This is a genomic window from Vibrio sp. CUB2 (assembly GCF_001557945.1).
GTDB lineage: Bacteria > Pseudomonadota > Gammaproteobacteria > Enterobacterales > Vibrionaceae > Vibrio > Vibrio owensii.
In genome coordinates this window covers 37,122-50,860 of the sequence record NZ_LNRB01000007.1, presented here as the reverse complement: position 1 = coordinate 50,860, position 13,739 = coordinate 37,122, and the positions used below count along the sequence as shown (strand labels likewise).

Genomic DNA, 13,739 nt, shown 5'->3' with positions numbered 1-13,739 from the left:
CTATAAGTAGATTTATCACCAAGCTGGTATACACTTTGCAGGCGATTACTGCATAAGTGGCATTTGCCGCTGCCTTGCCATCTTGGTTGTTGAGAATTGATATAGGAAGACGACTTTGACTACTGAAAAGAAAACGATGAACATCTCTGAAATTCAAGAGCTACTACCTCATCGCTACCCATTCTTATTGATCGACCGTGTGATTGACTTCCAAGAAGAGAAGTACCTTCACGCAATTAAAAATGTGTCGGTTAACGAACCTCAGTTCACAGGTCACTTTCCACAGCTACCAGTATTCCCAGGCGTATTGATCCTGGAAGCGATGGCTCAGGCGACAGGCCTACTTGCATTTAAATCATTTGGTGCACCGACGGAAAACGAGCTGTACTACTTCGCAAGTGTTGACGGTGCTAAGTTCCGTAAACCAGTAGTACCAGGCGATCAAATGATTATTGAAGTAGAATTTCTGAAAGAGCGTCGTGGCATTGCTGCATTCAGCGGTGTGGCAAAAGTTGACGGCGAAGTGGTATGTTCAGCTGAGCTGAAGTGTGCTCGTCGAGAGTTTTAATATGATTCATGAAACCGCTAAAATCCACCCAGCTGCGGTGGTAGAAGAAGGCGCGAAAATTGGCGCTAACGTGACCGTTGGTCCTTTCACTTACATCACCTCTACGGTGGAGATTGGTGAAGGCACAGAAGTGATGTCTCACGTAGTGATCAAAGGCCACACCAAAATTGGTAAAGATAACCGCATTTTCCCACATGCTGTGATTGGTGAAGAAAACCAAGACAAGAAGTACGGTGGCGAAGATACAACGGTGGTTATCGGTGACCGTAACGTGATTCGTGAAGCGGTTCAGGTTCACCGTGGTACGGTTCAAGATAAAGCAACAACAGTGATTGGTGACGACAACCTGCTTTGTGTAAACGCACACATCGCACATGACGTAGTCGTTGGTAACCATACTCACATTGGTAACAATGCGATCCTTGGTGGTCACGTAACGGTAGATGATCACGCAGGTGTAATGGCGCTTTCTGCGATTCATCCATTCTGTACGGTTGGTGCTTATGCTTACGTTGGCGGCTGTTCTGCGGTTGTTCAAGACGTACCAGCTTACGTATTGGCTCAAGGTAACCACGCAACCCCATTTGGTTTGAACTTGGTTGGCTTGAAGCGTAACGGTTTCGAAAAACCAGAAATTCGTGCGCTGCAAAAAGCGTACAAAGAAATCTACCGTTCAGGTAAGACTCTGGAAGAAGTGAAACCAATCCTAGCTGAAATGGCACAAGAGTGGCCAGCGGTGAAACGTTTCTCAGATATTCTGGAAACAACGGAACGTGGCATTATTCGTTAATTAACGAATGAGCGGTTAAATTGAAAAGATCGCGCCCAAATTGGGCTGCGGTCTTTTTGTGTTTTATGGATAACGGTTTGTACGCTGCAGATTGTGCAGCTACCGCGGTTTATGTGGATACATAGTTTAAATCGTTTAGCTTAAATCGTTACCCATAGCGCACAGGAAAAATAGCGAAGTAGATATGGAAAGACCATTACGTATCGGCATCATTGCCGGAGAACTGTCTGGCGACACGCTAGGTGAAGGCTTTATCAAAGCGGTAAAACAGCAATACCCAGACGCAGAGTTTGTTGGTATTGGTGGCCCTAAAATGATCGCGCAAGGCTGCGAGTCTCTGTTCGATATGGAAGAGCTTGCCGTAATGGGCTTGGTTGAAGTGCTGGGCCGCTTGCCAAGACTGCTGAAAGTCAAAGCTGAGCTCGTGAAATACTTCACTGATAACCCGCCGGATGTCTTTGTTGGTATCGATGCACCAGATTTTAACTTACGTGTTGAGCTAGACCTGAAAAATGCTGGCATCAAAACCGTGCATTACGTAAGCCCATCGGTTTGGGCGTGGCGTCAAAAGCGCATCTTTAAAATTGAAGCAGCGACTAACCTAGTACTGGCATTCCTACCGTTTGAAAAAGCGTTCTACGACAAATTCAATGTGCCTTGTGAATTCATTGGTCACACATTGGCTGATGCCATTCCGCTGCAATCAGACAAAGCGCCTGCACGTGAGCTACTCGGTTTAGAGCAAGATAAGCAATGGTTAGCGGTACTTCCGGGTAGCCGTAGCAGCGAGTTGAAAATGCTCTCTCAGCCATTTATCGAAACCTGTAAGAAATTGCACCAGAAATTCCCCGATCTTGGCTTCGTCGTAGCGCTAGTAAACCAGAAACGTCGCGAACAATTCGAGCAAGCGTGGAAAGAGCATGCGCCAGAGCTTGATTTCAAACTGGTGGACGATACTGCGCGCAACGTAATTACCGCTTCAGATGCCGTGATGTTGGCGTCTGGCACCGTAGCGTTAGAATGTATGTTGCTCAAGCGTCCAATGGTGGTCGGTTACCGTGTCAACGCGGTGACGGCTTTCCTTGCTAAGCGCCTGCTGAAAACGAAATATGTTTCGCTGCCAAACATTCTGGCTGATACCGAGCTGGTTAAAGAATATCTGCAAGATGATTGCACGCCAGACAATTTATTCGACGAAGTGTCTCGCTTACTAGAGAGCGATAACCGAGAAATGTTGGATAAGTTCACTGAAATGCATCATTGGATTCGCAAAGATGCGGATCAACAAGCCGCAAACGCGGTTCTAAAACTGATTGAAAAATAGAGATTGACCATGGCTGTAAAACCAAAAACGACCAAAGCAAAAGTTGAACTACCACCGTTTGAATACCCGCAAGGCTACCAGTTGGTTGCGGGAGTTGATGAGGTAGGGCGTGGTCCTTTGGTGGGTGATGTTGTTACCGCAGCGGTTATTTTAGATCCAAATAACCCAATTGAAGGCTTAAACGATTCGAAAAAGCTGAGTGAGAAAAAACGCCTTGCACTGCTGCCAGAAATCAAAGAGAAAGCCTTAGCATGGGCGGTAGGCCGCTGTTCTCCTGAAGAGATTGATGAGCTCAACATCCTGCAAGCGACCATGGTTGCCATGCAACGTGCGATTGCGGGTTTGAAAGTACAGCCAGACCTTGCGCTTATCGATGGTAATCGTTGTCCTGAACTGCCAATGGATTCCCAAGCTGTGGTGAAGGGCGACTTGCGCGTGGCGGAAATCAGCGCGGCGTCAATCATTGCTAAAGTGGTTCGTGACCAAGAAATGGAAGAGTTGGATAAACAATACCCACAGTTTGGCTTTGCTAAGCACAAAGGTTACCCAACCAAAGCGCACTTCGAAGCGATTGAGCAACACGGTGTGATCAGTGAACACCGTAAGAGCTTCAAGCCCGTGAAGAAAGCGCTCGGCATCGAAGAATAAAGCAAAGTAATAGAATAGGCGAATCGGTGTTATAAACCACGCCTGCTTTAGGTTAGAATCCCAATTAAGATATAGTTTTACGGTACCTGTTAATGTCAGATCCCAAGTTCATTCACCTAAGAGTTCACAGTGATTTCTCTATGGTGGATGGTATCAACAAAGTTCCACCGCTCGTTAAGAAAGTCGCCGAACTCGGTATGCCTGCAATGGCATTGACCGATTTCACTAACCTATGTGGTTTGGTGAAGTACTACGGCACTGCGCACGGCAGTGGTGTGAAGCCAATCATCGGTGCTGATTTCAAAATGCAATCGGATGAGTTTGGCGAGGAGCTGACGCAATTAACGTTACTTGCGGCAAACAATGAAGGTTATAAAAACCTCACGTTGCTGATCTCAAAAGCTTACCTTCGTGGTCACGTACAACACCAACCGGTGCTCGACAAAGCTTGGTTGGCTGAACTATCAGAAGGTTTGATCGTTCTATCAGGCGCGAAGAACGGTGAAATCGGTAAAGCATTGCTAAAAGGCAACCGTAAAGTTGTCGACAGTTGTGTCGAGTTCTACAACCAATATTTCCCAGATCGCTTCTATCTAGAATTGGTTCGTACTGGTCGTCCGGATGAAGAAACTTACCTGCACTTTGCGATTGAATTGGCAGAAGAGGTTGAGCTGCCAGTTGTCGCAACCAACGAAGTTGTTTTCATCAGTGAAGACTTGTTTGACGCCCATGAAATCCGTGTAGCGATCCACGATGGTTACACCCTAGAAGATCCGCGTCGTCCAAAGAACTACAGCCCAGAACAATACCTGCGTACTGAAGAGGAAATGTGCGAGCTGTTTGCCGACATTCCGGAAGCGTTAGAAAACAGTGTTGAAATTGCCAAGCGTTGTAACGTGACAGTACGTTTGGGTGAATACTTCCTACCTGCCTTCCCAACTGAAGGTATGGAAGAGACCGACTTCTTGGTCATGAAGTCTCGCGAAGGTCTGGAAGAGCGTCTAGAGTTCCTGTTTCCAGATGAGGAAGAGCGCAAGCAGCGTCGTCCTGAATACGATGATCGTCTGCAAATCGAACTCGACGTAATCAACCAAATGGGATTCCCTGGTTACTTCTTGATCGTAATGGAGTTCATTCAGTGGTCGAAAGACAACGCGATTCCGGTAGGTCCGGGTCGTGGTTCGGGTGCTGGTTCTTTGGTGGCATATGCACTGAAGATCACCGACCTTGACCCATTGGAATACGACCTTCTATTCGAACGTTTCTTGAACCCAGAACGTGTATCCATGCCCGATTTCGACGTCGACTTCTGTATGGATAAGCGTGACCAAGTAATTGATCACGTAGCGGAAATGTATGGCCGTGATGCGGTATCTCAGATCATCACCTTTGGTACCATGGCGGCGAAAGCGGTAATCCGTGACGTAGGCCGTGTACTTGGCCACCCGTTTGGCTTCGTTGATCGTATTTCAAAATTGGTTCCGCCTGATCCGGGCATGACGCTGGAAAAAGCGTTCAAAGCTGAGCCTGCACTTCCTGAGTTGTATGACGCAGATGAAGAAGTGAAAGAGCTTATCGACATGTGTCGCCTCCTTGAAGGTTGTACACGTAATGCCGGTAAGCACGCGGGTGGTGTTGTAATCTCACCAACCACCATTACAGACTTCGCGCCGATTTATGCTGACTCGGAAGGCCACTTCCCGGTTACTCAGTTCGATAAGAACGACGTTGAAACGGCCGGTCTGGTTAAGTTTGACTTCTTGGGTCTGCGTACCCTAACCATCATCGACTGGGCGTTGGGTCTGATTAACCCGCGTTTAGAACGCGAAGGCAAAGATCCAGTTCGCATCGAATCAATTCCATTGGACGATGCTCCGTCATTCCGATTGTTGCAAAACTCAGAAACTACTGCGGTATTCCAGCTTGAATCGCGCGGTATGAAAGAGCTGATCAAGCGTCTGCAACCGGACTGTTTCGAAGACATCATCGCATTGGTAGCACTTTTCCGTCCGGGTCCGCTGCAGTCGGGCATGGTAGATAACTTTATCGACCGTAAGCACGGCCGTGAAGCGATCTCATACCCAGATGAAAAGTGGCAACACGAATCGCTTAAAGAGATTCTCGATCCGACTTACGGCATCATCCTGTATCAAGAACAGGTAATGCAGATTGCACAGGTGCTGTCTGGCTACACCCTAGGTGGTGCGGACATGCTTCGTCGTGCGATGGGTAAGAAAAAACCGGAAGAGATGGCGAAACAGCGTGCTACCTTCGAAGAGGGGGCAATTGCCAACGGCGTCGATGGCGAGTTGGCGATGAAGATCTTCGACTTGGTAGAGAAGTTCGCGGGTTACGGCTTTAACAAATCTCACTCGGCAGCCTACGCACTGGTTTCGTACCAAACGTTATGGCTGAAGATGCACTATCCAGCAGAATTCATGGCAGCGGTAATGACCGCCGATATGGATAACACTGAGAAAGTGGTTGGCCTAGTAGACGAATGTTTCCGCATGAAACTCACCGTTCTTCCGCCAGACATCAATGCCGGCTTGTACCGCTTTAACGTAGACGAGAATGGTGCGATTGTTTACGGCATCGGCGCGATTAAAGGCGTGGGTGAAGGTCCAATCGATGCGATTTTAGAAGCGCGCAACAAAGGCGGTCACTTCATCGACCTATTTGACTTCTGTGCGCGAATTGACCTGAAAAAGGTCAATAAGCGTGTTATCGAAAAACTGATTTACGCGGGCGCACTCGACAGGCTAGGTCCACATCGTGCGGCACTAATGGCATCGCTTAATGATGCGGTGAAAGCGGCAAGCCAACACCACCAAGCGGAAGCTTTTGGTCAAACTGATATGTTCGGTGTGTTGACTGATGCGCCAGAAGAGGTGGAGCACAAATATACTCAAGTGCCAGCATGGCCAGAGAAGGTATGGCTAGAGGGTGAACGTGAGACGCTCGGTTTATATTTGACCGGACACCCAGTTAACGCATACATAAAGGAACTAAATAAGTACGTTAGTTGTCGACTAAAAGACGCGACCCCAACTCGTCGCGATCAATCTGTGACAGTTGCGGGTCTGGTTATTGCCGCTCGCGTGATGACAACCAAACGCGGTACGCGTATCGGTATCATGACTCTGGACGACCGAAGTGGTCGAATGGAGGTGATGTTGTTCTCGGATGCGCTTGATAGGTATGCAGAACTTCTCGAAAAAGATAAAATTCTGGTTGTTTCTGGACAGGTCAGCTTTGATGACTTCAACGGTGGCCTTAAAATGTCGGCGCGTGAAGTTATGGATCTGGGTACCGCACGTGAAAAATACGCACGTGGTTTGTCGGTATCTATTGATGCTAGCCAGATCAACGATAAATTCTTTGAGCAATTTACTCGTATTTTAGAACCGCACAAAGCCGGAACCGTACCTGTCAATGTATACTACCAGCGTGCCGACGCCAGAGCGCGGTTAACATTGGGCACCGAATGGCGAGTAACGCCAACAGATACATTACTAGACGATTTAAAACAGTTGCTTGGCAAAGGCCAAGTAGAACTCGAATTTAACTAAAAATTCAGCGCAATATGTAAGACGCTGAGTAAAAAAGGATTCATAGATGAGCCTAAACTTTCTTGAATTTGAAAAGCCAATCGCAGAACTAGAAGCGAAAATCGAAGCGCTACGTGACGTATCTCGTCACGGTGGTGATTCTGCGGTTGACCTTGATAAAGAAATCGAACAGCTTGAGAAAAAGAGCCTAGAACTTAAGAAGAAAACCTTCAGCAATCTAGGTGCATGGGAAACAGCTCAACTGGCTCGTCACCCTTTACGTCCATACACACTAGATTACATCAAGCACGCATTTGATGAATTTGATGAACTAGCGGGTGACCGCGCGTTTGCTGACGACAAAGCGATCGTTGGTGGTATTGCACGTCTTGAAGGTCGTCCAGTGATGATCATTGGTCACCAGAAAGGCCGTGAGACCAAAGAAAAAGTAAAACGTAACTTTGGTATGCCTAAACCAGAAGGTTACCGTAAAGCGCTACGTTTGATGGAAATGGCAGAGCGTTTCAACATGCCTATCATCACTTTCATCGACACAGCAGGTGCATACCCAGGTGTTGGCGCGGAAGAGCGTGGTCAATCTGAAGCGATCGCGAAGAACCTAAAAGTGATGTCTGGTCTTAAAGTACCAGTAATCTGTAACGTTGTTGGCGAAGGCGGTTCAGGCGGTGCACTTGCAATCGGTGTAGGTGACTACGTGAACATGCTTCAGTACTCAACGTACTCAGTAATCTCTCCAGAAGGTTGTGCTTCAATCCTGTGGCGTGATTCAGACAAAGCACCACAAGCAGCAGACGCGATGGGCCTAACAGCTCCGCGCCTAAAAGAGCTTGAACTTATCGATGAAATCATCGAAGAGCCACTAGGCGGTGCGCACCGTGACCACGTTCAAATGGCTGAAAACATGAAAGCAAACTTGCTTCGTCAGCTAGAAGACCTTGAGCAGTTGGATCACGAAACGTTACTTGAGCGTCGTTACCAACGTCTAATGAACTACGGTTACTGCTAATTACAGCTGACGCTAGGCGCTAGCTGAATTCTCGCAAGATTACAGATAAAATAGAAAGGGTTGGGCATGCGTCCAACCCTTTTTTGTTTCTGTCGGATGATTTATGGAATCGCTTTACTCGCAATTTGCTCAAGTTCTTAATCGTTATTACCAATCAGGCACCAAGATTGTCTTGGCGTTTAGTGGTGGGGTGGATTCGCGTTTATTACTCGAGCTACTTAGTCGCTATCGCCAAGTGAATTCGATAGATAATCAATCAGCAGGTTCTAAATCCGGTAGCTGCCACGCGGTGTACGTACATCATGGCTTGAGCTCGAACGCAGACGATTGGGCAAATCAATGTTTAGTGTGGGCTCAGCAAGCGGGAATCTCATGCTCAGTTGAGCACGTGAACTTAGACATCAATAGTGGTGAAAGCATTGAGTTGTTGGCGCGTGAAGCACGTTACCAGGCATTAGCAAAGCATATCCAAACCGGTGACTTGTTGCTGACAGGGCAACATGCCGATGATCAAGTGGAAACCTTCTTGTTAGCACTTAAACGGGGCAGTGGACCAAAGGGGTTATCATCAATGGCTGAAAGCATGCCGTTTGCTGGTGGCACATTAGTTCGTCCATTACTGGCCGTTAAGCGAGAGCAAATCGAAGCGGCAGCCAAAGAGCAAAAACTGAGTTGGGTAGAAGACGAAAGCAACCAAGATATTCGTTACGACCGTAACTTCCTCCGTCATCGTATAGTGCCAGAACTTTCTGAACGTTGGCCGAGCATCCATCAAGCAGTGCTGCGCAGTGCGAGTTTGTGCGCGCAGCAAGAAGCTTTGCTGGATGAGTTGCTTCACGCAGTGTTTGAACGTGCTCTACAAAGTGATTTGAGCCTGAGTATTGAAGAATTGACGACGCACAGTGAACTGGCTCGTGCGCGATTGGTACGTATGTGGCTGGCTAAGTTGAACGCTAACATGCCAACCCAAGCGCAACTCAATTTAATTTGGAATGAAGTCGGATTGGCACAGCAAGATGCGAACCCTAAGCTGCAACTTAAGCAGGGTGAAGTTCGTCGTTTTCAAAATCGCCTTTATTGGGTAACTGAAACAGCCAATGTTGCGACGTGGCAGAGTGACATTCAAACCGATACTGCTTTGGTATTGCCTGAGCGACTCGGAGAACTCACTTTGAGTACCCGCTCAGAACAAGCCACCATTGCCTTGCCGCCTCAACCAGAGCTATTACGAGTGACGTTTAATCCAGAGGGACTCTCTGCGCACCCAACCACTCGTAGCCATAGCCGTAAGCTGAAGAAGTTGTTTCAAGAGTACAACGTGCCGAGTTGGCTGCGTCGCCAGATCCCGATTTTGATGTACCAAGATCAGGTGGTGGCGGTCGGTGATTTGTTTGTTGATCAAGCCTTCAGTGGCCAAGATTGTGAACTTATCTGGCGCAAGTCGTTGTAATTCATGCCACAATGTCGATTATAAAATATAAAAATCCTTAAATAAGAATCGATTAGGTGAAGCAATGAAGAAAACAATCATGGGCGCAATGGTGGCGCTAACCATGTTAAGTGGGCAAGCTCTGGCGGCAGGTGATGTAGCCGCAGGGCAAGCAAAAGCAGGCGTATGTGCTGCTTGTCATGGTGCGGATGGTATCGCGGTGATTCCTGGTTACCCAAACCTGAAAGGCCAGAATGAGCAATACATCGTAAGTTCAATCAAAGCGTACAAAGCGGGTCAACGCACAGGTGGCCTTGCCGCAGTGATGCAAGCGCAAGCGAATCTACTGTCAGACGAAGATATCGCAAACTTAGCAGCGTACTACGCAAGCTTGAAGTAAGCGCGGGTATAAACCAGATAAAGATTTAGACCAAGCCAGAGCCAGTGCTCTGGTTTTTTCGTTTTGGGCATGCGGGATTGCTGACTGCGCGACTTTGTTACATTCATCGGCAAATAAATTCCACCAGTGTCAGGATTTTCAGGTGCTTGGTGACAACAAGGATTGAATGTTGTGAGACGCTAACCGATAATATGCGCAAACGATTGAAGCTTAAGGGATGAACATGAAAAAGATTGAAGCGATTATCAAGCCATTCAAATTGGATGATGTTCGAGAAGCATTGGCTGAAGTAGGCATTACAGGGATGACCGTCTCTGAAGTGAAAGGCTTTGGTCGTCAGAAAGGTCACACTGAATTGTACCGTGGTGCTGAGTACATGGTGGATTTCCTTCCTAAAGTGAAGCTAGAAATCGTTGTGACAGAAGACGTTGCAGACAAGTGTGTAGAAACCATCATTGAAACGGCGCAAACCGGTAAGATTGGTGATGGTAAGATCTTCGTAACCGACGTAGAGCGTGTAGTACGTATCCGTACGGGTGAAGAAGACGAAGACGCAATCTAATCTTTATCCAGATAGATATAAGATTTCACTACAGCATGTGGTGAAAATTTGAGTAAGCTAAAAGGGAGCCGAGAATGGCTCCTTTTTTATTGCTCGCATTTTTGATTCCATTTTATTTGCATTCAGGTAGGTCTATGTATCAGCGTTTAGCTTTTGCGTTAGTTTTTCTCATTATCGCTGGGTTTGTGAGTTTTCAGGTGATCTTTACTGTGCCAGAACAACCACAGATTGTTACTCAAACAGGGATGAACATTACTCAAGATATCCGCTGTATGGAGTTTAATAAGCCACAAGCGATTGATAAGAATGGTGAGCTTAACGTTTTGGTATGGAACATCTATAAGCAAAACAGAGACAACTGGCAAGAAGCGCTCGATGCTTTCTCTGCCAATAAACAGCTGTTGCTTTTACAAGAAGCCAGTTTGACCGATGAGTTTAAAAACTGGCTGGTGGAAGGCCATTGGATGAGCAACCAAGTGAGCGCATTTAAGGCACTAGGAAGTGGTGCAGGGGTAATCAGTATTGCGCAGAAAGAGCCAATTCGTGCTTGCGCATACACTTCTAAAGAACCATGGCTGCATTTGCCAAAGTCGGCTCTGTACAGCAAGTATCAACTTAGCAATGGCGAGACCCTAGCCGTGGTAAACATTCATGCGATTAACTTTACCGTTGGCACGGAAGAGTACACTTCACAGTTGTCTGGTTTAGAAATGGTTTTAAAAGAGCACAAAGGCCCAATTTTGTTTGCGGGAGATTTCAATAGCTGGAGTGAGGACCGCGTTAAAGCAATGAAGACGGCTCTCCAAAAGGCAGACCTACAAGAAGCGAAGTTCAGTCAAGATAACCGCACTCAGTTCATTACCGGATTACCACTCGACCACGTCTTTTATCGAGGTCTGACCCTCAAAAACGCGAAAGCGCCGCAGAGCGACGCTTCCGATCATAATCCATTATTGGTGTCGTTTACGCTTAACGACCAGTAAGGGCTCTTATGAGCTCGCTTAAATGGTTTTAAGTAATAACGATGTACAACGCCCAAATCACGTAAAACGCAATCCAAGGCAGGCTCGAAATCACAAGAGCCTGTCCACGTTCAAACTCTGTCCAAGTCAGAACCACACCGTAACCAAGCACAATGTACCAAGGTAAAAGCAGCGGTAATGAGCTAGCAAAATGTGACCATTCATTGGTGAGTGGCAGTTTTAACAAACCATTTAGGCTGTTTAAATCCGCCGCGTACGTCATTACCTGACCGTGTTTCAGTAACAGGCTCGCATAGCTTGCGATGTCGCCTAGTACCGCTGGGAATAAGATTGCAGAAGCCGCCGCAAACCATTTCCAGTAACCGTATTGTTGTTTGCTTGCTTTCGTCGCTAGGAAGAACCACAGCGCCAAAAGCAGCAGAGTTGCAAAGCGGTTAAACACATCATTGATGATCGCACTTGCCATCAGCGTGTTTGGCTCCAACAGCTCAATCTGCTTAGGATCGACCTGTTGGAATTGAGCCGTTAATTGTTCACTTAGCCAAGTGAAATCCACATTCGAGAAATAGGCACCCCAGAATAGGAATGGACTGAGCATCAAAAAGATGAACGGTTGCCATCCCCAGCCTCCACGCTGATACAGCGCCAAGAAGCTAGATGTTGGAGAACGAAAAATATCCAACAACATTACAAGCGGGTTACTCGATGGGTTCATACACTTACCTTAGTTACGTCAACATACAACTTAAGCTTCTGACCTGGTTTCAGGTACTTCTGCTTTTGAAGAGAATTCCATTTCACGATGTCGTTGCTCTTCACCTTAAACTTGCTCGCAATGCCACTGATGGTGTCGCCAGAACGCACGTCATAGAATACTGTGCGAATCACTGCGCCTTTGTCTGAGTTTTTCCAGATCACAAGCTTTTGGCCAACGCGCAAGGTGTCTTTTGGTCCCATGCCGTTCCATTTCGCCAGAGACTTATGAGAAACCTTGTTCTCTTTTGCGATAGACCACAAGCTCTCGCCAGATTGCACAACGTGAGTCAGTTTGAATTGACCGCGAGCTTGAGATTGCGTTTTGTTAAGGCGATTTTCGGCGGTTAACGCGTACTTAGCATCGTCTTTAGTTGACGTTGGGATCATTAGGTACTGACCAACGCGAATATTGTTGTTTTTTAGGCCGTTAGCACGTTGGATAACTTTCGTTGTCGTACCGTACTTCTGAGCCAATACGCTGAGTGAGTCACCAGACTTCACTTTGTAGCGTGCGACTTTCATACCTTTACCACGGTTCTTCTTCACCTGAGCTAGGAACTGATCCTTTTTCTCGATAGGAATAAGAAGCTGGTGTGGGCCATTCGGTGCTGTCGACCATTGGTTGTAAGCTGGGTTGTAACCTTGCAGCTCTTTCACACCAATGCCTGCGTAGTCTGCCGCAATTGCGAGATCCAATTGTTCTTTTGGATCGACTTGCGTAAGCACAGGTTTGTTCGGGATCGGTGGAATGTCGATGCCGTACTTATCTTGGTTCGCAATGATGTCTGCAAGCGCAAGTAGCTTAGGAACGTAACTGCTGGTCTCTTTTGGAAGATCTAGAGAGAAGAAGTCCGTAGGTTTACCTAGCTTTTTGTTCTTACGAATCGCGCTTGATACACGACCACCACCACTGTTGTAAGCTGCAATCGCTTGGTCCCAGTTACCGTCAAAGCGCTTACTTTGTTGCTCTAGGTAATCAAGTGCTGCATCTGTCGCTGCGTACACATCACGACGACCGTCGTACCAGTAGTTCTGCTCTAGGCCCATCATCTTGCCGGTGCCAGGAACGAACTGCCAAAGACCTGCCGCGCTACCGTGTGAGTACGCGAATGGGTCAAATGAGCTCTCTACGATAGGTAGAAGCGCCAATTCCATTGGAAGACCACGTTCTTCAATGCGTTTTGTAATCATGTACAAAAACGGCTGTGCACGCTCAGATACGGTGCGCAGGTGGTTAGGGTGCTTCAGATACCATGTGCGGTAGTAAGCGACTTTCTTGTTGTCTGGGATGTCCATTTCAAGCTGCATGCCGATACGACGCCATACATCTTCTTGTTCCTGAGGAGAAAGGGTTTTCGGCGTCTCTTTAGCAGGTTTCTTCGCTATCGATTGCTTTTTCTCGGAGTCCGCTTGAGCCGCGTCTTGTTTTACCGCTTGCTCGGACTTATTGGTTTCTGGTGTTGGTGTGTTTGTTGAATCTGACTGTGTCAATTGACAGCCAGAAAGTAGTAACGCCAACGCCCAACTGTACTTTAAACGCATGGATTCAGCCTATTTAGGGCCTGTTTATCTTCTCCTGCCTGTCGCGCAGCTAAGGTGCGTGGCAGTCGCAAGATAATAGACATCTTGTAACACTAACTAAGGGTAGGGCGCGAAAGCCGCTACTTTTATGCGATTGGGTGAAATACAAACAGCTTTATA

General features: G+C 47.2%; 12 protein-coding genes. 10 read left to right on the top strand and 2 right to left on the bottom strand.

Translation table 11 applies throughout. The features are described from left to right. Positions 1 to 115 precede the first annotated feature (115 nt). The 10 genes from fabZ (at position 116) to ATB78_RS12855 (ending at position 11,282) form a co-directional block, all read left to right on the top strand. Positions 116 to 568 carry a 3-hydroxyacyl-ACP dehydratase FabZ gene (gene fabZ, locus ATB78_RS12900; RefSeq protein WP_005430234.1) on the top strand — a complete coding sequence of 151 codons (453 nt, stop codon included), beginning with the start codon at positions 116 to 118 and terminating at the stop codon, positions 566 to 568. A gap of 1 nt (position 569) precedes the next feature. After that, positions 570 to 1,358: an acyl-ACP--UDP-N-acetylglucosamine O-acyltransferase gene (gene lpxA / locus ATB78_RS12895; protein ID WP_005430231.1), complete on the top strand. Its 789-nt coding sequence runs from the start codon at positions 570 to 572 to the stop codon at positions 1,356 to 1,358. Positions 1,359 to 1,542: 184 nt separating this feature from the next. Beyond that, positions 1,543 to 2,682: a lipid-A-disaccharide synthase gene (gene lpxB / locus ATB78_RS29435; RefSeq protein ID WP_061008852.1), complete on the top strand. Its 1,140-nt coding sequence runs from the start codon at positions 1,543 to 1,545 to the stop codon at positions 2,680 to 2,682. A 9-nt stretch (positions 2,683 to 2,691) separates the two neighbouring features. Next, positions 2,692 to 3,330 carry a ribonuclease HII gene (rnhB, locus tag ATB78_RS29430; protein WP_012128688.1) on the top strand — a complete coding sequence of 213 codons (639 nt, stop codon included), beginning with the start codon at positions 2,692 to 2,694 and terminating at the stop codon, positions 3,328 to 3,330. A 92-nt stretch (positions 3,331 to 3,422) separates the two neighbouring features. Further along, positions 3,423 to 6,902, top strand: coding sequence for a DNA polymerase III subunit alpha (gene dnaE, locus ATB78_RS12880; RefSeq protein WP_061008851.1), 3,480 nt, complete (start codon positions 3,423 to 3,425; stop codon positions 6,900 to 6,902). A gap of 46 nt (positions 6,903 to 6,948) precedes the next feature. Continuing rightward, the gene (accA, locus tag ATB78_RS12875; protein WP_005436807.1) at positions 6,949 to 7,908 is read left to right on the top strand and encodes an acetyl-CoA carboxylase carboxyl transferase subunit alpha; all 960 of its coding nucleotides are present in this window, start codon (positions 6,949 to 6,951) and stop codon (positions 7,906 to 7,908) included. A 103-nt stretch (positions 7,909 to 8,011) separates the two neighbouring features. Then, a complete protein-coding gene (tilS, locus tag ATB78_RS12870) occupies positions 8,012 to 9,358 on the top strand; it encodes a tRNA lysidine(34) synthetase TilS (RefSeq protein ID WP_061008850.1) in 1,347 nt (448 codons plus the stop codon). A 64-nt stretch (positions 9,359 to 9,422) separates the two neighbouring features. Continuing rightward, a complete protein-coding gene (locus tag ATB78_RS12865) occupies positions 9,423 to 9,737 on the top strand; it encodes a cytochrome c (RefSeq protein ID WP_009707411.1) in 315 nt (104 codons plus the stop codon). A 223-nt stretch (positions 9,738 to 9,960) separates the two neighbouring features. Continuing rightward, on the top strand, positions 9,961 to 10,299 hold the full coding sequence (gene glnB, locus ATB78_RS12860) for a nitrogen regulatory protein P-II (RefSeq protein ID WP_005436810.1): 339 nt from the start codon (positions 9,961 to 9,963) through the stop codon (positions 10,297 to 10,299). Positions 10,300 to 10,433: 134 nt separating this feature from the next. Continuing rightward, complete coding sequence (locus ATB78_RS12855; RefSeq protein ID WP_061008849.1) at positions 10,434 to 11,282, top strand: endonuclease/exonuclease/phosphatase family protein; 849 nt, start codon at positions 10,434 to 10,436, stop codon at positions 11,280 to 11,282. Positions 11,283 to 11,310: 28 nt separating this feature from the next. On the opposite strand, the gene ATB78_RS12850 is transcribed toward ATB78_RS12855, so the two are convergent. Both ATB78_RS12850 and ATB78_RS12845 read right to left on the bottom strand, forming a co-directional pair. After that, complete coding sequence (locus tag ATB78_RS12850; protein ID WP_061008848.1) at positions 11,311 to 11,997, bottom strand: YIP1 family protein; 687 nt, start codon at positions 11,995 to 11,997, stop codon at positions 11,311 to 11,313. After that, positions 11,994 to 13,580: a LysM peptidoglycan-binding domain-containing protein gene (locus tag ATB78_RS12845; protein ID WP_045414448.1), complete on the bottom strand. Its 1,587-nt coding sequence runs from the start codon at positions 13,578 to 13,580 to the stop codon at positions 11,994 to 11,996. Before ATB78_RS12845 ends, ATB78_RS12850 begins: the two co-directional genes overlap by 4 nt. Between the last annotated feature and the right edge of the window lie 159 nt (positions 13,581 to 13,739).